The sequence below is a fragment of the Rufibacter sp. DG15C genome, from assembly GCF_001577755.1.
Lineage (GTDB): Bacteria > Bacteroidota > Bacteroidia > Cytophagales > Hymenobacteraceae > Nibribacter.
This window is the reverse complement of the sequence record NZ_CP010776.1, coordinates 331,722-350,148: the sequence shown is the minus strand read 5'-3', so window position 1 is coordinate 350,148 and position 18,427 is coordinate 331,722. Positions and strand designations below refer to the sequence as shown.

The window sequence follows — 18,427 nt, the reverse complement described above, 5'->3', positions numbered from 1 at the left end:
ATATGGAAGTAGATAGCAACAACCTCAACAACATCTCCAAGAAAAAGCATTTCTACCCCATCCAGGAACGCTTGCGCAAATACCTGCGCGAGTATGACCGCGAAGCTCCCTTGCCCGTCACCTACCAGGACATGCTGCGCTACGTTGAGTCGTACCCGTTGTATGACCGGCATGGTCATGACACGCTCTGGGAATCTGTGATTTATGACCAGGGTCAGATGCAGGAAATCTTTGACGGCCTCACGCGCATCTACGTGCAGCTCAAAACCGACGGGGATGAAAGCGTCATGGAGCACCTGTCTGTAGAGCGGGTGGACTACTGTTCCTTCGGGAACTCCAACCCGTTCAGGATACGGGTAGTGAACCTGCTCAATGACAACTTTGACTACTTCTACTTCAAGAAGGCAGATGCCTCACGGGTGTATGGCTTGGAACTGGAGCACATCTTGTCGCCTAACCGCATCAGCTACCTGGTGCACGGTGATTCTTTGATTGAAGAGCACATTGCCGGCATTCCAGGAGACGAGTTCATCAAGCATTACCTGGACCGGCCTACGCTCAACAAGGTGCGCATTGCCAAGGAATTTGTGAAGTTCAATGAGCGGTGTTTCTCCGTGCTTTTAGGCGATATGCGCTCCTATAATTATGTTATTGACATCACGCCAGACTTTGAGGAAGAGCAGTACCGCGTGCGGCCCATTGACTTTGACCAGGAGTGCTACGAAGGCCGCAAGACCATGTACCTGCCGCAGTTCTTCAAGGAAAACAACCCCATTGTGGCTCTCTGCACCGAATGGCTTCCCGCCGAGACCATCAAACAGTACCAGAACGAGGAGCGGACACTGCTCTTTAGACGCCTCCGCTCTGACCGCTACCGTCTCAAGGATCTCATTGACTGCATGCGACAAGACACCATCTCCACGCCAGAAAAGGTAGCGCAACTCCGCTCTGAGCTGGCCAAGCACCATCAAAATGATGCCTTTCTGAATTGTAAATCCATGGGCGACATTGTGCGGTTGCAACTAAAAGTCATGGCCCGCCACCGGTAGCCGTTTTTGACCTCTTTTCCAGAAATTAGCCTAAAAACGGCTGCTTACGTATTGCCCCCAAATGATTACACGTTTACCATCGCCCACGTTGCTACAAAGAATTCAGGCCTTTCTCAAGCTTTTAAAAGAAGCCTTTGTGTTGTTCCGGCAAAATGACCCGTTGCGGTTGGCTTCTTCTACGGCGTTCTTCACGTTGTTTGCGCTGCCGCCTATTTTGATTCTGCTTATTTCGGTGCTGGGCATGCTCTTCACGAATGCGTTGATTACCGGGGAGCTGTTTCACAAAATGACTGATGTGGTGGGCGAAAACGTGGCCAGCCAGGTAGAGCTCATCTTGATTAACTTCTTAAACCTGCAAGGCAATGGTTGGGCAGCGGCCTTCAGTTTCCTGTTCCTGACCTTTGTGGCCACTACGCTCTTTGGGGTGGTGCAGAATTCCATCAATCAACTATGGAGCGTGCGCGCCAAGGGCCAGCGCCATTTGAGAGGAGCAGTGCGTAACCGGTTCAGGGCGTTGCTGATCATTTTTTCCAGCGGTATCCTGTTCTTGGGTACGCTGTTCATGGATGCCACCTTTACGTTTATCAATGACCATTATGTACTCTGGGATGCTCATTTTCAGCTGCACCTTGTGCAACTGGCCAACCGGCTGGTAGGTTTGGTGGTGGAGACTATGTGGTTTGCCATCATCTTTAAGTTCCTGCCTTATGCGCACATAGACAAACGCGCCTTGTGGGTAGGGGCTGCTATCACGGCTTTGCTTTTCTTGATAGGAAAACTGATCCTGGTGCAGGTCTTGGTGAAAAGCGGTTTGGGGTCTTTGTATTCAACCTCGGGATCTGTGGTGGTGCTACTGCTGTTCATCTTCTACTCAGCCATGATCTTGTTCTTCGGGGCGGCTTTTACCAAGGTGTATGCCCAGGCAGAGCAACTACCGTTCTTCCCCAAGCACTTTGCCACGTTTTACGAGGTGCGTGAAACAGATCATGCGCCGTTTTAGGGCTGTTTTCTGGAAATCAGGCCAAAAACGAAGCCATAACACCTCCCTGTCCCAGCATCGTATACTGGGGTTAGAAATCATATTGACGGGAGACGCCCGTTTTTCTTTCATGCTTAACATCCTATTCATATGAAAAAAACAGACATGGTATGGCTGGCCAGCGCCCTTGCGGGTGTCATGGCGGCAGGTTGCAGCAAACCGGCAACGGTGGCCCAGACGGCCACCACGGCAGACACCGTAGAAACCACCGCCACTACGCAGCAAGAGGCCAGTGTACCGGGTATTGGCCTGAAGATGGAAAACCTGGACCGGTCCATCTCTCCCTGCGAGGATTTTAACCAATACGCCAACGGCGGATGGCTCAAGAACAATCCCATTCCTTCTTCAGAAAGCCGCTGGGGGAGTTTCAATGAATTGGCAGACCACAACAACGCCGCCTTGCGCGCGGTGGTCAATGAGGCGGTGGCCAGCACCAACGCTGCCAAAGGCTCTAGCCTACAACTGGTAGGTGATTTCTACGCCGCCGGCATGGACTCTGCCGCCATTGAGAAAGCCGGTCTTTCGCCACTCAGAACCGAGCTAACCCGCATCAACGGCATCAAGGACAAGGCAACGCTTATGCAGACCATTGCCTACCTTAAGACCATTGGAACGGGTGGTTTGTTCAGCATGGGTGTGGGGCAGGATGACAAGAACAGCACCCAGAACGTGGTCAACCTGTACCAGGGCGGCTTGGGCTTGCCAGACCGAGACTATTACCTCAACACAGACGCCCGCTCCAAGAACATTAGGGACGAGTACCAGAAGCACGTAGCCAACATGCTGCAGATGATGGGCGACAACCCAGCCATCGCCGCCAAGAATGCAGCCACCATCATGGCCATGGAAACCAGGATGGCCAAAGCGTCCATGACCCGCGTGCAGCAGCGTGATCCGCATGCCACTTACAACAAAATGACGATGGCGCAGCTGCAAAGCCTGGCGCCCAACTTCAACTGGTCTACGTTGCTTAAGAACCTAGGCGTAGGCAGTGCCCAGGAAGTAATTGTAGCGCAGCCAGATTTCTTTAAAGAAGCCAGTGCCATGCTCACGGCAGTGCCTATGGCAGATTGGAAAAACTACTTGCGTTGGAACTTGGCTCGTAGCTATGCCGCCTACTTGCCGCAAGCCTTTGTGCAGGAGAACTTCAATTTCTACAGTAAGTTCTTAAGTGGCGCTAAAACCATGCAACCCCGCTGGAAACGGGTGTTGGGCGTCACGGACCGGAACATCGGCGAAGCCCTGGGGCAAGCCTACGTAGACAAGACGTTCAGCCCCGAAGCCAAGGCCAAAGCCCTGGAGATGGTCAAAAACCTGCAGGCTGCTTTTCAGGAGCACGTGAAAAACCTGGACTGGATGAGCGAAACCACCAAAACCCAGGCCATGAACAAGCTCAATGCCTTTGCCGTGAAGATTGGGTATCCAGACAAATGGAAAGACTACAAAGGCCTGAACGTGGACCGTACTTCTTATGTGCGCAACGTGATGAACGCCAACCAGTGGCGCTTTAATGAAAACACGGCCAAGTTGGGCAAGCCGGTAGACCGTATGGAATGGGGCATGACGCCGCCCACCGTGAATGCCTACTACAACCCCAGCATGAACGAGATCGTGTTTCCGGCCGGAATTCTGCAACCACCCTTCTTTGATCCCAAGGCAGATGACGCCGTGAACTACGGAGGAATGGGCGCCGTGATTGGCCATGAGCTCACGCACGGTTTTGATGACCAGGGCAGCCAATATGACCCACAAGGCAACCTGCGTGACTGGTGGACCGCTGAAGACAAAACCAAATTCAAAGAACGCACCGACATGGTAGACCGTCAATACAGCGCCATGCAACCACTGGACAGCGTCTTTGTGAACGGCAAACTGACCATGGGCGAAAACATAGCCGATATTGGTGGCCTGAACATTGCCTTCACCGCCTTGCAGAAAGCCATCGCCAGCAAAAACGTGGGCAAGATTGACGGTTTCACGCAAGAGCAGCGCTTCTTCCTGGCCTGGGCCCAAATCTGGAGAACCAACGCCACGGAGAGCTTCCTGCGCCAGCAAGTACAGACAGACCCGCACTCACCGGCTTCTTTCAGAATCAACGGCCCTCTGTCCAACATGCCACAGTTCTACAAAGCCTTTAACTGCGGGCCGGGCAACAAAATGTACCGCCCCGAAGCAGAACGCGTGCACATCTGGTAAGCCGTTTTGGCCTGATTTCCAGAAAACAAGCAAAAAACGCCTCCCAGCAATGAGAGGCGTTTTTTATGATGTCTATTGTTTGCAGTTCAGCTACTTTCTTAAAAAGACTTCAACCAATTTTCTGCGGCGGTAGCGTCTTCAAAACCTTGGGCAATGCCCGTTTGTTGCATCATCTCAATGGCTTTCTCAGTGGATAGGTGGCTAAACGTGTTGGTGGAGTAGATGCAAGCATGGTATTCCAAACCTGCAGCTTTGGCCCGGGGATACCAGTCCAAGGCTACCCAATCGGCCAGTTCTGCCCAAAGGCCGCGCACGTCTTTGTGGTTGTCTAAAAGCTTGTGGCAGAAGTTCTTTTTTAAATGCAGGCTGATGCTCTCATAGCCCTGCTTTATCTCCGCATTAGACAAGTTGCCTTTCCAGGTACTGATGAGAATATCATCCACAGCATTGTATTCTAGGTTTAGAAAATCGGTTGAAAGGAGGTGGATGTGCTTCATGCGTAGGGTTCTAAAAACAATGATTTTAGGGCTGGCGAGGGGCTAGATTCCTTAGGACAAGACAAGGAGGCAAACGTTACTTTTCTATTTAATCACCCGCACCTTCATGGTGACGTCCTTCAATGGCCATTTCTGTGGGTCTACCGGCACGGCGGCAATGCTGTCTATCACGGACATCCCTTCCAGAACTTCGCCAATGATGGTGTACTGCTGGTCTAGGTTGGGAGCTCCGCCTTGGGTTTGGTAGATTTTCTTTTGGGCGGGCGTGAGGTTCAGTTTAAACTCCTGGATGTTGGCGGCCAGCTCTTCTGGAGAAAGTGGGTGCCCCTGGACAATGTAGAAGTCACGGGGAGAGGACATGCGTTCTGGGTTCTCCTTGTCGCCGTAACGGGCCATGCCCACCATGCCGCGCTTATGGTAATAGTGCGGGCGTATCTCCTGGGGAATGTTGTACATGCCAATCTTCATGTTGGGTTCGTCTGTCCTGCCACCCTGTATCATAAAGTCTTTCTCTACCCTAAAGAAGACCGTCTTGTCAAAGAAGCCATAATTGGCCAACCGCACAAAGTTGGCGCGGTGCAGGGGCGTGTCTTTGAACAAGCGTACTTTAATGTCGCCTTTAGAGGTGCTAATGAGCACCAGCGTGTCATGGGGATGTGCCTGGCCATACGCGGTTAAGGAGTCCACCACGGTTTCTTGGGTGAGCAGGGTAGGGGTGAAGGGCTCAGCTTTGACTGGCGCTGGCTTCTCTGGAGCTTTTTGCTGGCAGGCAGAAAAAGCAAAGAGGTAGGCAATAGTTACCGGCAATAGGATGTATAACCTAGAAAGAGGAAGACGCATAGGGTTGAATGAATCCGGTCAAGGGTGATGACCAAAACTAGCGATTGCGGCGGTCTTAGACAAGCCTATAGGGAGGGAATAAAGCGACTATGGAAGGCTTGAAAATAGGAGGTGTAAGTTCATAACTGCTTGTATACGAGGTAAATAATTTAAAGATACATGCTTTTGGAGTATCATTTGAATTATGTTTTCCCTAGATTGGTAATGCATTTAACCAAGTGCGAAGACTTTTCAACAACCATCTTTCAAACAAACACTTCTCAGTATGAAAAAGAACTTCACAACCGTGTCACCTGCCAAGTATCTGCTTGGTGCCGCAGTGCTTGCCTTCACATTTCAAAGCTGCGAAAGCACTGAAGAGGTAGTGTCCCCCGCCACAGACATAACCGCTGAAGCCTCTGTCCAAGGAGCGCCTATTGCCGGCAAATACATTGTGGTGTTAAAGAAAGACAATACCCGCAGCCTTCCTGCGCAGGCCACCTACGGCCAACGCCAGAACCAGATGCGCAGCCAGGGCAAGCAAATCTTGCGGGAACGCGGAATTTCTGAAAATGCTCTGGGCCACGCCTATGGCAAAGTTTTGGAAGGCTTCTCTGCTGACCTCACAGAAGCCGATGTTGAGAAACTGCGCCGTGACCCACGGGTAGCCTATATTGAGCAAGATAAAATCATTAGTCTGGGCAAACCGGGCGGTGGCGGTACAGCCCAGCCCGCTCAAACCACGCCATACGGCATTACCAGAGTAGGCTTTGGGGATGGTACTGGCAAAGTAGCGTGGGTAATTGACACGGGTATTGACCTGGACCACCCAGACTTGAATGTAGACGTGACTCGTAGCCGCACCTTTATTACTTCTGGCACAGACGCAAGCAGCGCAGATGATGGCAACGGGCACGGTTCACACGTGGCAGGTACCATTGCCGCAAAAAACAATACCATTGGCGTGATTGGTGTGGCCTACAACGCTACCGTGGTGGCTGTGAAGGTGTTGAATTCCAGAGGCAGCGGGTCTACGTCTGGCGTGATTGCCGGTATTGACTATGTGGCCTCTGTGGGTAAAACCGGTGAAGTGGCCAACATGAGCCTGGGCGGAGGAGTTTCTACCACCCTAGACAATGCCGTGGTGAATGCCGCCAAGGGCGGGGTTATCTTCTGCCTGGCTGCCGGCAATGAGTCTGATGACGCCAACAACCACTCACCCGCCCGCGCCGAAGGTGCCAACATCTACACTATCTCGGCCATGAACAGCTCAGACCTGTGGGCGTCGTTTTCTAACTATGGTTCTCATGTAGACTGGTGCGCGCCTGGCGTAAGCATTAAATCTACCTGGAAAGGCGGCGCCTATAACACCATCAGTGGCACATCCATGGCTACGCCGCACGCAGCTGGGGTCATGTTGTTGAAAGCAGGCAGACCTACCATTAGCGGCTACGTTCAAGGTGACCCAGACGGAAAAGCAGACCCGATCATTCACATCTAGTCTGCCATCACCATTGAAAAAGGGTAGCCATGCAAATGGCTACCCTTTTTCGTTTTTGGGCTGTTTTACCAGAAACAGGCCAAAAACGAGTTTACTCTGTCTCTGGGGTTTCGCAGTTGATGTCTTTGAAGACCTGGTTGATGGCGTCTTCGGCGGTGCGCAGTTTCTGTTTGCACAGCTTGATGAGTTCTGAGGAGCGCTGTACCTTTTGGGTCAGTTCATCCACGTCTACATCATCGTTTTCAATGGCCTTCAAAATGGCCTCTAGTTCTTGGGTGGCTTGCTTATACGTTAAGGTGCTCATGGCTTTTTGTAATTACTAATTATTAATTAATAATTAAGAATTGTAGTTGATAATCAAAATGCTAGGCAGGTTTCTAAATCTTAGTGCCTGGGGCATTATTAATTACTAATTATTAATTCTTAAATAAAAAGGTCTGGTTCTTGAATGTTGGTGACAGTGCTGGTGACGGAGCCAACCAGAAGTCTAGTTTTCAGTTCATCGCCGGGTGTGAGTTGCTCTATGGACCTAAGCAGTTTGCCGTTGACGTAGGTGAGCGTGTAGCCGCGCATTAGCATCACCTCGGGGTCATGAGACCGTATGTCCATGGCCACTAGCTGCAGTTGGTGGCTTTTGGTCTGTAGATGATCTTTGGCCCCGTACAGTAACCGCTGCTGGTTTTTCTGGAACGTGAGCTTGGCTTTCTGTACCCTCTGCTCAGCGGTATGTTGTACGCAGTGCTCCACGTGCGTGAGCTTGCGCTGGCCAGCGGTTACCTTCTGCGTGCTCTCATGCTCCAGGGTCTGGATGTACTGGTGTTGTTTGGCTTCCTTGGCTCTTAGTAATTGTTCTACAGAATGGGTGAGGCGCAACTCTTCACACATGACATGCTTTTGCTCATGTGTGAGATACGTTTTAGGCTTGTCTGAGAGCGTGCGTGTCTGGCACTCCAACTGGAACTGGCGCGTCTGTAAAAAGCTGGTGGTGCGTTGTTGCAGTTGATTGGTCAATTGGGCTACGCGGCGTTCCTCTATAACGGCCAACGCCGTCGCCGACTCGCGGATCTGCAAGAAGATGGTTTCTACTTTGGCCTCAAACTCATTACAACGGTCCACTAGATAAGCCGCTACGGCGGTAGGGGTTTTCAAAGGTGTATGCGCCACTAAATCCGTGATGGACTCATCGCGCTCATGCCCAATGCCCGTTAAAACTGGCAGAGGCATCTGGGCCACGGTAGCCGCCAGTTCATAGCGGTCAAAGCACAGCAAATCTGTCTGAGAACCTCCACCTCTAATGATTACCACCGCGTCAAAGGCGGGTCTTTGTAGGGCCACGCGGTTTAGAGCGGTTTTGATAGAGGCTACGGCCTCAGCACCTTGCACGCTGGCTTCAAACAAGGTGAGTTTGAACGCATATCCAAACGGGTTGTTCTCCAACTGCACCACAAAATCCTGATAGCCCGCTGCGGTAGGCGAAGAGATGATGGCCAACCGTTGCGGAACTTCGGGCAAGATTTGCTTTCGGTTTAAGTCCAGCAATCCTTCCTGTTGCAAGCGAAGAATGGTTTCCTGGCGTTGGCGCGCTAAATCCCCAAGGGTGTAGGTGGGGTCAATGTCATGGATGTCCAAACTGAACCCGTACAGCTCATGGAACCGCGGGCTGGCGTTGAACAGGATTTTAAGCCCGGCCTTTAGCGGATGACCGGTCTGTTCTTCAAAATAAGTGGCAATCTCCTGGTATTGGCGCTTCCAGATGGTGGCTCTGGCCTGGGCCGTGAGGGTGCCTTTGGAGCCGGGTTCTTTGTCAGTGAGGGTGAGGTAGCAGTGGCCGCTGCCGTGGTGCACGCGGGCCTCAGAGATTTCAGCTATAATCCAATACCGGTGGGGCAGGGCATTCTCAATTTCTTCGCGCAGGCGGTGGTTGAACTCATACAAGGTGAGCGGGCGGTTAGTGCTAACCGTCAGCGAAATCTCCTCGCGGTAACTCTGAAAATATGTCCCCATTCCGTGCGCTCCTCTTATTTTCAATCTCCTAAAATTACGCTTTTTGTCTTTGCGGTCAATTGTCTGCTAAAAAAATTACCAAAGTTGCTAAATATAGGTTTTAGTGAAGATAAATTGTTGCAAAAGTGCAAATCCTTATATAGTGTCTGTGCGTTTTAAGAATCATTCCTACCTTTATCTTTTAGGAGCTTTGGCACGTCACAGCACATATACTTTATGTCACACTTGGTACTCTCAGAAATCAACATTTATCCCATCAAGTCTTTAGGCGGCATTTCGCTCACGTCTGCCCAGGTAGAAGAGCGCGGCCTGCAGTATGACCGGCGCTGGATGTTGATAGATGAGAGTGGCATGTTTTTGACTCAGCGCAAGTTGGCTGAGATGGCTTTGCTGGACGTAGCCTTGCACGCAGACCACTTGGAAGTCACGCACCGTACCAAAAACCTGTCGCCCTTGCGCGTGCCCTTAGAAACGAACAGCACTCGTTCTCTGCTGGTAACCGTCTGGGATGACATTTGCTTTGCCTATGTGGTAAGCTCAGAAGCCAACGCCTGGTTTACCGAGGCCCTGGGCATTGACTGCCGCTTGGTTTATATGCCCGAAAATTCAATCAGGCTCATTGACCCCAACTACGCCAAGCACAATGAGAAAGTGAGTTTTGCCGATGGCTATCCATTCCTGATCATTGGCCAGGAGTCTTTGAATGATTTGAACAGCCGTTTAGAGCAACCTGTGCCCATGAACCGGTTCAGGCCCACGTTTGTGTTCACCGGCGGTCTGCCCTATGACGAGGAGAAATGGAAGACCTTTAAAATAGGCGATGTCCTGTTTTACGGCGCCAAGCCCTGCGGCCGCTGCAACGTCACTACCATTGACCAGTTCACCGCCACTACCAGCCAGGAGCCGCTTAGAACCTTGGCCACCTACCGTAAGCAAGGCAACAGCGTTCTGTTTGGCATGAACCTGATTGGCCTTTCTACCGGCACCATCAACGTAGGCGACAAGATCCAGGTCATGGAAGCCGGTAATGTAGACGAAGCCTAATTCCGTTTTTGCCCTATTTTCCAGAAATCAGCCCGAAAACGAGTGGCTTAGTTTCTTTTAAAAGTGACCAAGAAACATGGGAAATAGTACTCCGTTAGTAGTTTTTTAAAGCATTCACTTACTTAAATTTCGCTTACACCCCTATGATTCACACCAGAACAGAGTACGCCATCACCGGGTATGATGAGTTGTTGCAGGGTGTGTTTCTCCGGTTTCTGCGCAAGGGCACCTCTGAGGAATTCAGGGAAGCAAACCAGCGGCTTTTGCAAACCATGCGGGAGTATTCTACCCAGCGCGTCAACCTGGATGTGCTACACCTAGGCCTGGTATCACCTGAGGACCAGCGCTGGATGGCCAATCTTATTATTCCAAGACTGGCAGAACTGGCTCCTAACAATTATCTGTATATTGCAGTGGTGGTGCCAGAGAGCACTTTTACCAGACTGGCCATGAAATCAATTGAGGACATGTCCAATGGCAAAGGCATCTGTGACTACTGTCAATTCCCCAACCTGGTAGAAGCCAAGCAATGGCTTTTCTTGCAACCGTCTGGGGTTCTTGTAAAATAGTTTATCTTGATTTGCACATGACACAGCATACGTTATACATAGTTCAAACGTCTAACGGCGGGGAGCATGACCTTACCCTGGCCAAAGAGATTAGAAGCAACAATCTGTACCCATTTGGGTTGCACAACTACGCCATTTACCGCACCCCAGAAGGCGCGTTTGTAAAAGGAACCAACTCGGGCACCCTGCACCTGATGCTGGACCAATATGAGGAGATTTCTGAGCAGGAGGCACTGGGCTACCAACACCCGCACCGCCGCATAGAAGAAGAGTAACTGCCTGTACCTGAAGCCAAAACTTCAGGAGGCTCGTACATTTTACCCGTTACCCTGCGTTATATACAGCCCGGGTGACGGGTATTTTTTTGACATAACGTATGAGCCGTACCTTCCTCTTTCGCAAGCATTATCAATACATCTTCTGGCTGGCCTTGCTGTGTGCACAAGCTTGTAGCCCCCAAAAGGCGTTACGCGGTGTTTTTAAGAAGCATACGCCCTATGAGCGCTACCAAAAAGGCTTAGAAGAGGCCAAGCTGGACAAGACTGCCTTGGGTCAACAGTGGCTGACGGCTGGCACCAAAGCCTTGGAAAACCCGGTACCTATCACACTACCTTTTAAAGAAACAGGCTACTTTCCAGTAGACAAACCCATAGCGGCGGGGTATCAATTCACGGTCAAAGAAGGCCAGAAGGTGTCTGTGAAAGTGCAGACCAAAGGCACCGACGTTCCAAGGGTATTTCTGGACTTGTTTGAGTCTAATCCAGATAACCCAACAGAGCCGAAGCAGGTAGCCCACGCAGATTCTACCTCACAGGAACTGGAATATGAGGTAGAGGAAGATTTGCCCCATGTAGTCCGGTTGCAACCAGAATTGCTGCGCAGCGGGCAGTACACCGTCACTATTGAGACACAACCCGTGCTAGCGTTCCCGGTGCAGGGCAAAGACGGACGGTCCATTCAGAGTTTCTGGGGGCAGGATAGAGATGCGGGTGCCCGCAAACACGAAGGCATAGACATCTTCGCAGCCAGAAACACGCCCATCATTGCTTCTGCGGAGGGGGTAGTGTCTAGGGTGAGCACCACGCCCATTGGTGGGAAGGTAGTCTGGCTGCAAGACCCTGGTCGTAATCAAAGTCTGTACTACGCACACTTAGACAGCCAGTTGGTACAGCCCGGGCAGCGCGTTTCTATTGGAGACACCTTGGGTTTAATGGGCAATACCGGCAACGCTAAAACCACGGCGCCGCACCTTCACTTCGGTATCTACAAATATGGCCGCGGAGCGGTTGATCCCTTTCCTTATGTGTTCAAGAACAAAGAAAAGCCAGCCCCTTTAAAAGTAAACGAAGAACAGATTGGCGCTTGGACTCGCGTGAGCAAAGACAAGGCCTCTGTGCGCCAGTCTCCCAGCAGCAAAGCCACCGTGCTTACTACCTTAGAGAAGCACCTGCCCGTGCAAGTGCTGGCCGGCACCGCAGACTGGTACCGGGTGCAACTGCCCAACGGCCAGCAGGGGTTTATGGCTGCCTTCTTGTTAGAGCCCTTAGATAAGCCGCTGCACACTCTGCGCCTGCGGCAGACCGCTGACCTATTAGAGACGTCTCATGCCCAGGCGGCGGCTAAACGCACGCTTCCGGCAGACACCAGCGTGCAGGTATTGGCAAAAGAGACCGACTATTGGCTGGTGAAAGTTTCTGGAGGCGCTACTGGTTGGGTCTTGGCAGAACCTACAGAAACAGGCAAAGGAAAATAGCGAAATACGTAAGGCATACGTGTTTATACGTAACGTAAATACGGAAAACCACTAACATTCAAGGCCCTGCCAGCGTACAATTCTAAAGACAACTCCTTTCAATTCAACGCTTCTGTTACTTGTCCAATTTACCGAAGACCTAAAACAGCGTTATCTATGGAATCTACCTGGCATCTTTCACATGCGCATGCGCACATCACTATCTTCTTTGATGAAGAGAAAGATGAAGTTATTGTCAAATGGACTGGCCACATGAACGCCGAGGATGTCTTGATGGCGGCCAAAGCCTATCTGGGCTTGCAGGAGAAATGGAAATGTGGCAAACTGCTCAATGACAAAAGCCATGTAACCGGTGATTGGGAGGACGCTAATAATTGGTTGGAGTATGAGTGGCTACCAGAAGCGGTGCAATTGGGCTTAAGACGGTTTGCCCACGTGCTGTCACCAGATTTTCAGCAGGTGGCCTCGGCTAAAGATATGATAGAGCGGTTTAGTGAGCACTGTGAAGCCGCCTTATTTTGGGACCTGGAGCAAGCCGAAAAATGGTTACATAGACCAGCAGATGCTCCTCAGGACTCATCCAGTGCAACCCAAGAACCAAAACAGAAAGACAAAGTGCACAAGGCTGGTTGATAGGAACCGTTTTTGGCCTGTTTTAAAAGAAACAGGCCAAAAACGGTTTTTCTTTTAATTGTCTTTTATCTGCTGGTGTAAATCCTTCGCGTCTTTTTTGGCTTCCAGGGCAAGGTATTCAGCTTGCAATCCTTTTATCCTGAGTCTATCAGCGGGGCTTAGGTTGTCTTCCAAAGGGTCTTTCTTGATATTCATCTCTCTGTAGACGGCGTCTACATAGTCCCAGTCTGAGGCCGTCCAGGAAGATTGGTGCTGGCGTACGTTTTTGGTGAACGTCTCATATTTGCTGCGCACCTGCGTGGGAATCCAGGTGATGTCCAGCGCGGCACTTGATCCTAACAGCAACGCGGTGATGCTGTCCAGCTTTTCAGGCTGCAAGGGCATGTCACTGCGCTGTTTGTTCTGGGACTGCCAGTTCTCAAATCGGCGTTTGAGCTCTTTGTATTCCTCTTTAGACTCTTCTGACAGGCTGTCCAGGTTGGCTTCCAGTTCAGCGGAGCGCTGTTTGAATTCCTCCTTTACCTGAGGGCCTTTGCGCTCTGCGGTGCTGTCTACGTCCTTGGCTTTGTCCTTGGCCCACTCGCGCAGCTCAGCTAATTCCTGCTCTGCTTTGTTGGTGGTTCTGCGGGCATCGGCCTCCGTCTCAGAAGTGGTCTTGTTGCAGCTGGTGCCAAAACATAGGAATCCTGCGGCCATAATGGGCAGCAGGGAAAAAGAAAACCGGGATTTCATATGACCAATCATTTTTTTGGTACATACGCAATCCCGGCCCGAAAGATAAAGAAATCTCTATACTTGTAAGCGTCTACCGGTTAAAACAACCCGAACAGCTCAATGTTGATGCGCTCAATGATGGCGCCCAAGTCTTCTGGGTTCTGCACAAAGTCCATGTTGTTGACGTCTACCACTAACAATTTTCCCGCGGTGTATCCGCTAATCCACTGGTCGTAGTGCTCGTTTAGGTTCTTGAGGTAGGAGAGGGCAATGTTCTCCTCGTAGTCACGGGCGCGCTTCTGTATCTGACCAATGAGCTTAGGCAAGTCGGCCTTCAGGTACACCAACAGGTCTGGGGCCTTCACCATCTTGGTCATGGACTGGAACAGATTGAAGTAGTTCTGGTAGTCGCGCTCGCTCATCATGCCAGACTGGTGTAGGTTCTTGGCGAAGATGTAAGCGTCCTCATAAATGGTACGGTCCTGTACCACGCCGTTCTTGCGGTCATTGATCTGCAGCACCTGGTTAAAGCGACTGTTCAAAAAGAAGACCTGCAGGTGGAATGCCCAACGCGGCATATCCTCATAGAAGTCCTTCAAATAGGGGTTGTCATCTACGGCTTCCAGGAAAACTTCCCATTGAAAGTGCTGGGCTAACTTAGTGGCCAGAGTGGTTTTGCCGGCTCCTATGTTACCGACGATGGCAATATGCATGATACTGTGGGTGCTTAATAAATGAGGAGGACAAAAGTACAGGATTCACGCTGATTATCATCAGGTGCAAAGGCGATTAGGCATAAAAAATGGGAGGCGTTTTTTGCTTGTTTTCTTAGAAACAGGCCAAAAACGCCTCCCATTTTACGTCAGAAAGGATTAGCGGCTTTTGGTGAGCAGTAAATCTTTTTCTGCCAGTTGGCCTTTCTTCCAGGCTTTCCTTTCGAGCTTGAACTGTTTGATTTCTTCTTTGGTGCGCGGCGCAGAAAGCAGCTTCTCCAAATCAGGCCTTCCGCCGTCTACCCAGCAGGTAAACCAGAAGCTGCCCGTCATCTGCGCTGCCGCCTGCATGCGCTTCTCTACCGTAGTGCCCAGCGCCTGCTGGTAGGCCTTGGCGAAGGCGTCTGAGTAGGTTTTGCGCGTTCTGCCGTTGCGTTCCGTGGTGACAAACTTGGTCTGGTCCGTGAAGTTCTTGCTCACCTCTTTCTCCAGTGCCAGCATGTGGGGCAAATCTTTGTGCGAGGCCCGGATCACCTCCCAGATTTCATGCTCCGGGTTAGCCAGGTATTTGGCTTGTGGGTGTTTCAAGGAATAGCCCTTCAGGCTTTGTTCGGGTAGCTTGGACTCCCAGAGGCTGTGCAGCCCGTGCTGGCCGGTGAGCTGTCCGTCATAGTTGAGGGTGGTGTGCAAGGGCACGTGCGCGTCCTGGATGTAGTGACCCATATCTGCCGAGTAATACAGAATACTGTCCACGTTCTTCTGCTGAAAAGCCCTGGTTAAATGCTTCTGCATGACCACCACATGCCACGGCACCAAGCCGTATTTGGTCAGCGTGTCCACGGGATATTTAGCAGAAGCCGCCGCCCAGCCTTCGGGCATCTCATTTACGGCGTTTGGACCGTAGTAGTCCACGTCTATGAAATGGCGCGGAGCCTCTGTAGAGTCTGTGTTGCGGCGCTCATCAGGCCGTACGGAGGCGTCTACCAGGTACCGCATGTGGCGGTGGTAGAAGGCCTGCATATCTTTAGGCAACCCATAGATGGCCAGCTGCTGGATGACCTTGTGCCCGAAGAAGCCCCAGCCCATGCTCACGGCAGAACAGGCCAGCACCAAGCAGATGGTTAAAGAGAGTTTACGCATTTTATAGATCATTTAAGCGTATCTGGATGTGTATGCTTTGGTGAATGGAAAATCTTAAGTGCTCAGCGGTTTCCGCATGATGTAATCATTCAAGGTATATGGTCCCAGCGGAATGTCCAAGGTTTCATGAATCTGGAAGCCGTGTTTCTGGTAGAAGTTCTTGGCGGGATTCTCGCGGTGCACATTCAGGTCCAGGGCCATGGCGCCTAGTGGCTGAAGGCGGCGCACAATCTCCTCCAGCAGCATCCTGCCAAAGCCTTTGCCCTGTTGCGCCGGATGGATGTAGAGCTTGTTCAACTTGTAAATCTTCTCTTCTGGGTACAGTAAGGAAAATGACGCGAAGGCAGCCGGTTCTCCCTGGTTCTTCAACAACAGAAACGTCTGTCCTTCCTCCATCTGCTCCAGGAGCGAGGCCGGGGTGTAGAACCGGTCCAGCATGTACTGGATTTGTTCAGGGGCCAGAATGTCTTGGTAGGTAGGCGTCCAGGTTTGGTGCGCCAAGTGATGGATGGCCTGCGCGTCCTGGGTTACTTCTATGGAGACGGCAGCACTGTCGGTAGGGTGAACTGACATAGGTTAAAGCGTGATGGGTAATGATTTTGAATTAATTCCTGCAGTGGCAATTTACCGCTTAAACTTAAAAGCTGCGCAGCACAAGCCACCATTTAAAGGCCCTCTGCTTTTATTTAAAAATCACTCGAGGTAATAAATAAAAAAAGCCCCGAATGGTTTTCGAGGCTTTTGAGAAAAACAGGCCAAAAATGACTACAGCTTCACGCCTACAGATACCTGGAAGACATTGTTAGGGTACGTGGCTCCTTTTTCATTGCCATCATTTACATCAGATAACCCTAGGTTGTACCTAGCCGAAATCTGTAATCTAGATACATCATAACCCAATCCCAAGGCTAATGCTCCGTCATACTTGTTCAAATTGTCTGAAAGATCTTCTGTGATGTTCCCACGTTTGCGCTTTGCGTCTAACAGAATACCAAATTGTGGACCCACCTGTAAATGGAAACCGCCAGAAATGGTGCCCTTGAAGATTAAGGGAATGTTCAAGTAATGGTAAGTGTAGGTGAAGTCATCGTTTTTGAAACCCTGCTGAGAGTAAAGTAATTCTGGCTGTATGGCAAAACGCTCAGAGATGGGAGCCGTGGCAAAGAAGCCAGCGTGCACGCCCGTGCGTGGGTCTGTGTTTCTAGCATCGCCGCCAATGTTGGCCACGTTCAAGCCTACTTTTAAACCAAAACTAGTCTGTGCCTGGGCGCCAACTACACTTAAAAGGGCGAAAGCACCCAAAAGGAATAATCTTTTCATACTAAATGTTACGCAGTTAAGAGAGGGCAAAGGTAAGCCAAAAGGCCTTACTCACTTCCCGTTTTTTCTGAATATTTCCTCTAACGGTTCAAACCGTGGTCTATTGCTTGTACACTTTTCCGTCCTTCATGACAAAGGCCACCTGTTGCAAGGTTTTGATGTTCTGCAAAGGATCTCCGTCCACGGCAATGATGTCGGCTAATTTACCTTTCTGAAGTGAGCCCAGCTTATCTGTCGCGCCCACCAATTCTGCCGCGTGCACGGTGGCGGCTTTGATGGCTTCCATGGCGGGCATGCCGGCCTCTACCATGTACTCAAACTCCTTGGCGTTCTTGCCGTGCATAAACACGCCTGCGTCTGTCCCAAACGCAATCTTCACCCCAGATTTATAGGCTTTGCTAAAGGTGTTTTGCAACTGCGGTCCAATGGCCAGGGCTTTGGGCGTAACCAGCGGCGGATAGTAATTGGGAATCTTAGCCGAATCGGCGACCGACTTGCCGGCGGTGATGGTGGGCACGTACCAAGTGCCGTTCTTCTTCATGAGCTTCATGGTTTCCTCGTCCATGAGTGTGCCGTGCTCAATAGAGGTGACCCCCGCCCGAATGGCCCGTTTCATGCCCTCGGCGCCGTGGGCGTGCACCGCCACCTTCATGCCCAAATCCCGGGCGGTTTCTACAATGGCCTTGATTTCTTCCTCGGTGTACTGTGGTCCGGAGCCGTCTTTGGCCACGCTCAGCACGCCGCCCGTAGCCGCAATCTTGATCAGGTCCGCGCCGTTTTTGTATTGGTGCCGTACGGCTTTTCTACACTCCTCCACACCGTTGGCCACGCCTTCAGCCGGACCCGGATCGCCAATTAAATCCTGGCGGTAGCCGTTGGTGGGGTCCATGTGTCCGCCCGTCCCCGAGATGGCCTTACCCACCACGTACATTCTGGGTCCGCGCATGAGACCCTGGTTAATGGCGTTTCGTAACTGGATGTTGATGCCGCTTCCTCCCAGGTCCCGCACGGTGGTAAAGCCAGCCATCAACGTTTTCTCTGCGTAGTTGCCCGCTCTAAAGGCCGTGGTGCCGGGGTTGAGAGAAAGCTTTTCGGCGTATTGGTTGGGGCTGGTCTCGCTTTCAAAGTGCACGTGCATGTCCATGAAGCCGGGCAAGACGGTCTTGTTTTTCAGGTCGATGACCTTGGCGCCCGCCTCTGGGTTGGTATAGCCTTTTTCTACAGAGACAATCTGGTTGCCGTTTACAATGACCGTCATCTCCGTTTGGGCTTTGTCACTGAGGCCGTCTATCAATCTACCGCAGTGCAGGTACGTTTTCTGAGCCATGGTGTGCGAGACAGAGAACGCCAGCAAAGCCATGGTAGCTACTGCGTAAAAGTGTTTCTTCATATAGAGGTTGTTTGTAGAGTAGGTTTGGACTGTCTAAAATAGTGAA

19 protein-coding genes are annotated in these 18,427 nt (G+C 51.2%); 9 read left to right on the top strand and 10 right to left on the bottom strand.

What is annotated here, in order from left to right; genetic code table 11:
- The first annotated feature begins 2 nt into the window (after positions 1 to 2).
- From TH61_RS01535 to TH61_RS01525, 3 genes are all read left to right on the top strand, one after another.
- Positions 3 to 1,049, top strand: coding sequence for a hypothetical protein (locus TH61_RS01535; RefSeq protein ID WP_066504968.1), 1,047 nt, complete (start codon positions 3 to 5; stop codon positions 1,047 to 1,049).
- A 61-nt stretch (positions 1,050 to 1,110) separates the two neighbouring features.
- A complete protein-coding gene (locus TH61_RS01530) occupies positions 1,111 to 2,049 on the top strand; it encodes a YihY/virulence factor BrkB family protein (protein WP_066504966.1) in 939 nt (312 codons plus the stop codon).
- 129 nt (positions 2,050 to 2,178) lie between these two features.
- On the top strand, positions 2,179 to 4,284 hold the full coding sequence (locus tag TH61_RS01525; RefSeq protein WP_066504964.1) for a M13 family metallopeptidase: 2,106 nt from the start codon (positions 2,179 to 2,181) through the stop codon (positions 4,282 to 4,284).
- A 98-nt stretch (positions 4,285 to 4,382) separates the two neighbouring features.
- Here the strand turns inward: TH61_RS01525 and TH61_RS01520 are convergent, their stop codons facing one another.
- Both TH61_RS01520 and TH61_RS01515 read right to left on the bottom strand, forming a co-directional pair.
- Positions 4,383 to 4,781: a hypothetical protein gene (locus TH61_RS01520; protein WP_066504961.1), complete on the bottom strand. Its 399-nt coding sequence runs from the start codon at positions 4,779 to 4,781 to the stop codon at positions 4,383 to 4,385.
- Positions 4,782 to 4,865: 84 nt separating this feature from the next.
- Positions 4,866 to 5,621 (bottom strand): peptidylprolyl isomerase, encoded by a 756-nt coding sequence (locus TH61_RS01515; protein WP_082780271.1) that lies wholly within the window; start codon positions 5,619 to 5,621, stop codon positions 4,866 to 4,868.
- 265 nt (positions 5,622 to 5,886) lie between these two features.
- Between TH61_RS01515 and TH61_RS01510 the strand changes: the two genes are divergently transcribed.
- Positions 5,887 to 7,101 (top strand): S8 family peptidase, encoded by a 1,215-nt coding sequence (locus TH61_RS01510; protein WP_066504958.1) that lies wholly within the window; start codon positions 5,887 to 5,889, stop codon positions 7,099 to 7,101.
- Positions 7,102 to 7,192: 91 nt separating this feature from the next.
- Here the strand turns inward: TH61_RS01510 and xseB are convergent, their stop codons facing one another.
- Both xseB and xseA read right to left on the bottom strand, forming a co-directional pair.
- A complete protein-coding gene (gene xseB / locus TH61_RS01505) occupies positions 7,193 to 7,405 on the bottom strand; it encodes an exodeoxyribonuclease VII small subunit (protein ID WP_066504955.1) in 213 nt (70 codons plus the stop codon).
- A gap of 119 nt (positions 7,406 to 7,524) precedes the next feature.
- Positions 7,525 to 9,105 (bottom strand): exodeoxyribonuclease VII large subunit, encoded by a 1,581-nt coding sequence (gene xseA, locus TH61_RS01500; RefSeq protein ID WP_066504952.1) that lies wholly within the window; start codon positions 9,103 to 9,105, stop codon positions 7,525 to 7,527.
- 216 nt (positions 9,106 to 9,321) lie between these two features.
- On the opposite strand from xseA, the gene TH61_RS01495 reads away from it, so the two are divergent.
- The 5 genes from TH61_RS01495 to TH61_RS01475 all read left to right on the top strand — a co-directional run bounded on the left by TH61_RS01495 (position 9,322) and on the right by TH61_RS01475 (position 13,104).
- Complete coding sequence (locus tag TH61_RS01495) at positions 9,322 to 10,149, top strand: MOSC domain-containing protein (protein WP_066504949.1); 828 nt, start codon at positions 9,322 to 9,324, stop codon at positions 10,147 to 10,149.
- 143 nt (positions 10,150 to 10,292) lie between these two features.
- Positions 10,293 to 10,718 carry a hypothetical protein gene (locus tag TH61_RS01490; RefSeq protein WP_066504946.1) on the top strand — a complete coding sequence of 142 codons (426 nt, stop codon included), beginning with the start codon at positions 10,293 to 10,295 and terminating at the stop codon, positions 10,716 to 10,718.
- Positions 10,719 to 10,735: 17 nt separating this feature from the next.
- Complete coding sequence (locus TH61_RS01485; protein WP_066504944.1) at positions 10,736 to 10,993, top strand: hypothetical protein; 258 nt, start codon at positions 10,736 to 10,738, stop codon at positions 10,991 to 10,993.
- Between the two features lie 101 nt (positions 10,994 to 11,094).
- Positions 11,095 to 12,471, top strand: a complete 1,377-nt coding sequence (locus TH61_RS01480) for a peptidoglycan DD-metalloendopeptidase family protein (protein WP_066504942.1) — start codon at positions 11,095 to 11,097, stop codon at positions 12,469 to 12,471.
- Between the two features lie 156 nt (positions 12,472 to 12,627).
- Positions 12,628 to 13,104, top strand: a complete 477-nt coding sequence (locus TH61_RS01475; protein WP_066504934.1) for a hypothetical protein — start codon at positions 12,628 to 12,630, stop codon at positions 13,102 to 13,104.
- Between the two features lie 54 nt (positions 13,105 to 13,158).
- Here TH61_RS01475 and TH61_RS01470 read toward each other — a convergent pair whose 3' ends face one another.
- The 6 genes from TH61_RS01470 to TH61_RS01445 all read right to left on the bottom strand — a co-directional run bounded on the left by TH61_RS01470 (position 13,159) and on the right by TH61_RS01445 (position 18,381).
- Complete coding sequence (locus TH61_RS01470; protein WP_066504931.1) at positions 13,159 to 13,836, bottom strand: hypothetical protein; 678 nt, start codon at positions 13,834 to 13,836, stop codon at positions 13,159 to 13,161.
- Between the two features lie 80 nt (positions 13,837 to 13,916).
- Positions 13,917 to 14,531: a deoxynucleoside kinase gene (locus TH61_RS01465; RefSeq protein WP_066504928.1), complete on the bottom strand. Its 615-nt coding sequence runs from the start codon at positions 14,529 to 14,531 to the stop codon at positions 13,917 to 13,919.
- A 159-nt stretch (positions 14,532 to 14,690) separates the two neighbouring features.
- The gene (locus TH61_RS01460) at positions 14,691 to 15,671 is read right to left on the bottom strand and encodes a zinc dependent phospholipase C family protein (RefSeq protein ID WP_066512402.1); all 981 of its coding nucleotides are present in this window, start codon (positions 15,669 to 15,671) and stop codon (positions 14,691 to 14,693) included.
- Positions 15,672 to 15,725: 54 nt separating this feature from the next.
- On the bottom strand, positions 15,726 to 16,244 hold the full coding sequence (locus TH61_RS01455; RefSeq protein ID WP_071887752.1) for a GNAT family N-acetyltransferase: 519 nt from the start codon (positions 16,242 to 16,244) through the stop codon (positions 15,726 to 15,728).
- A gap of 192 nt (positions 16,245 to 16,436) precedes the next feature.
- Complete coding sequence (locus tag TH61_RS01450; RefSeq protein WP_082780269.1) at positions 16,437 to 16,991, bottom strand: porin family protein; 555 nt, start codon at positions 16,989 to 16,991, stop codon at positions 16,437 to 16,439.
- Between the two features lie 100 nt (positions 16,992 to 17,091).
- Positions 17,092 to 18,381, bottom strand: a complete 1,290-nt coding sequence (locus TH61_RS01445) for an amidohydrolase family protein (protein WP_066504924.1) — start codon at positions 18,379 to 18,381, stop codon at positions 17,092 to 17,094.
- Positions 18,382 to 18,427 lie beyond the last annotated feature (46 nt).

Excerpts from the sequence above, each read along its gene's own strand:
- TH61_RS01535 (WP_066504968.1), top strand. The coding sequence starts at position 3 with ATGGAAGTAGATAGCAACAACCTCAACAACATCTCCAAGAAAAAGCAT.
- TH61_RS01530 (WP_066504966.1), top strand. The coding sequence starts at position 1,111 with ATGATTACACGTTTACCATCGCCCACGTTGCTACAAAGAATTCAGGCC.
- TH61_RS01525 (WP_066504964.1), top strand. The coding sequence starts at position 2,179 with ATGAAAAAAACAGACATGGTATGGCTGGCCAGCGCCCTTGCGGGTGTC.
- TH61_RS01520 (WP_066504961.1), bottom strand. The coding sequence starts at position 4,781 with ATGAAGCACATCCACCTCCTTTCAACCGATTTTCTAAACCTAGAATAC.
- TH61_RS01515 (WP_082780271.1), bottom strand. The coding sequence starts at position 5,621 with ATGCGTCTTCCTCTTTCTAGGTTATACATCCTATTGCCGGTAACTATT.
- TH61_RS01510 (WP_066504958.1), top strand. The coding sequence starts at position 5,887 with ATGAAAAAGAACTTCACAACCGTGTCACCTGCCAAGTATCTGCTTGGT.
- xseB (WP_066504955.1), bottom strand. The coding sequence starts at position 7,405 with ATGAGCACCTTAACGTATAAGCAAGCCACCCAAGAACTAGAGGCCATT.
- xseA (WP_066504952.1), bottom strand. The coding sequence starts at position 9,105 with ATGGGGACATATTTTCAGAGTTACCGCGAGGAGATTTCGCTGACGGTT.
- TH61_RS01495 (WP_066504949.1), top strand. The coding sequence starts at position 9,322 with ATGTCACACTTGGTACTCTCAGAAATCAACATTTATCCCATCAAGTCT.
- TH61_RS01490 (WP_066504946.1), top strand. The coding sequence starts at position 10,293 with ATGATTCACACCAGAACAGAGTACGCCATCACCGGGTATGATGAGTTG.
- TH61_RS01485 (WP_066504944.1), top strand. The coding sequence starts at position 10,736 with ATGACACAGCATACGTTATACATAGTTCAAACGTCTAACGGCGGGGAG.
- TH61_RS01480 (WP_066504942.1), top strand. The coding sequence starts at position 11,095 with ATGAGCCGTACCTTCCTCTTTCGCAAGCATTATCAATACATCTTCTGG.
- TH61_RS01475 (WP_066504934.1), top strand. The coding sequence starts at position 12,628 with ATGGAATCTACCTGGCATCTTTCACATGCGCATGCGCACATCACTATC.
- TH61_RS01470 (WP_066504931.1), bottom strand. The coding sequence starts at position 13,836 with ATGAAATCCCGGTTTTCTTTTTCCCTGCTGCCCATTATGGCCGCAGGA.
- TH61_RS01465 (WP_066504928.1), bottom strand. The coding sequence starts at position 14,531 with ATGCATATTGCCATCGTCGGTAACATAGGAGCCGGCAAAACCACTCTG.
- TH61_RS01460 (WP_066512402.1), bottom strand. The coding sequence starts at position 15,671 with ATGCGTAAACTCTCTTTAACCATCTGCTTGGTGCTGGCCTGTTCTGCC.
- TH61_RS01455 (WP_071887752.1), bottom strand. The coding sequence starts at position 16,244 with ATGTCAGTTCACCCTACCGACAGTGCTGCCGTCTCCATAGAAGTAACC.
- TH61_RS01450 (WP_082780269.1), bottom strand. The coding sequence starts at position 16,991 with ATGAAAAGATTATTCCTTTTGGGTGCTTTCGCCCTTTTAAGTGTAGTT.
- TH61_RS01445 (WP_066504924.1), bottom strand. The coding sequence starts at position 18,381 with ATGAAGAAACACTTTTACGCAGTAGCTACCATGGCTTTGCTGGCGTTC.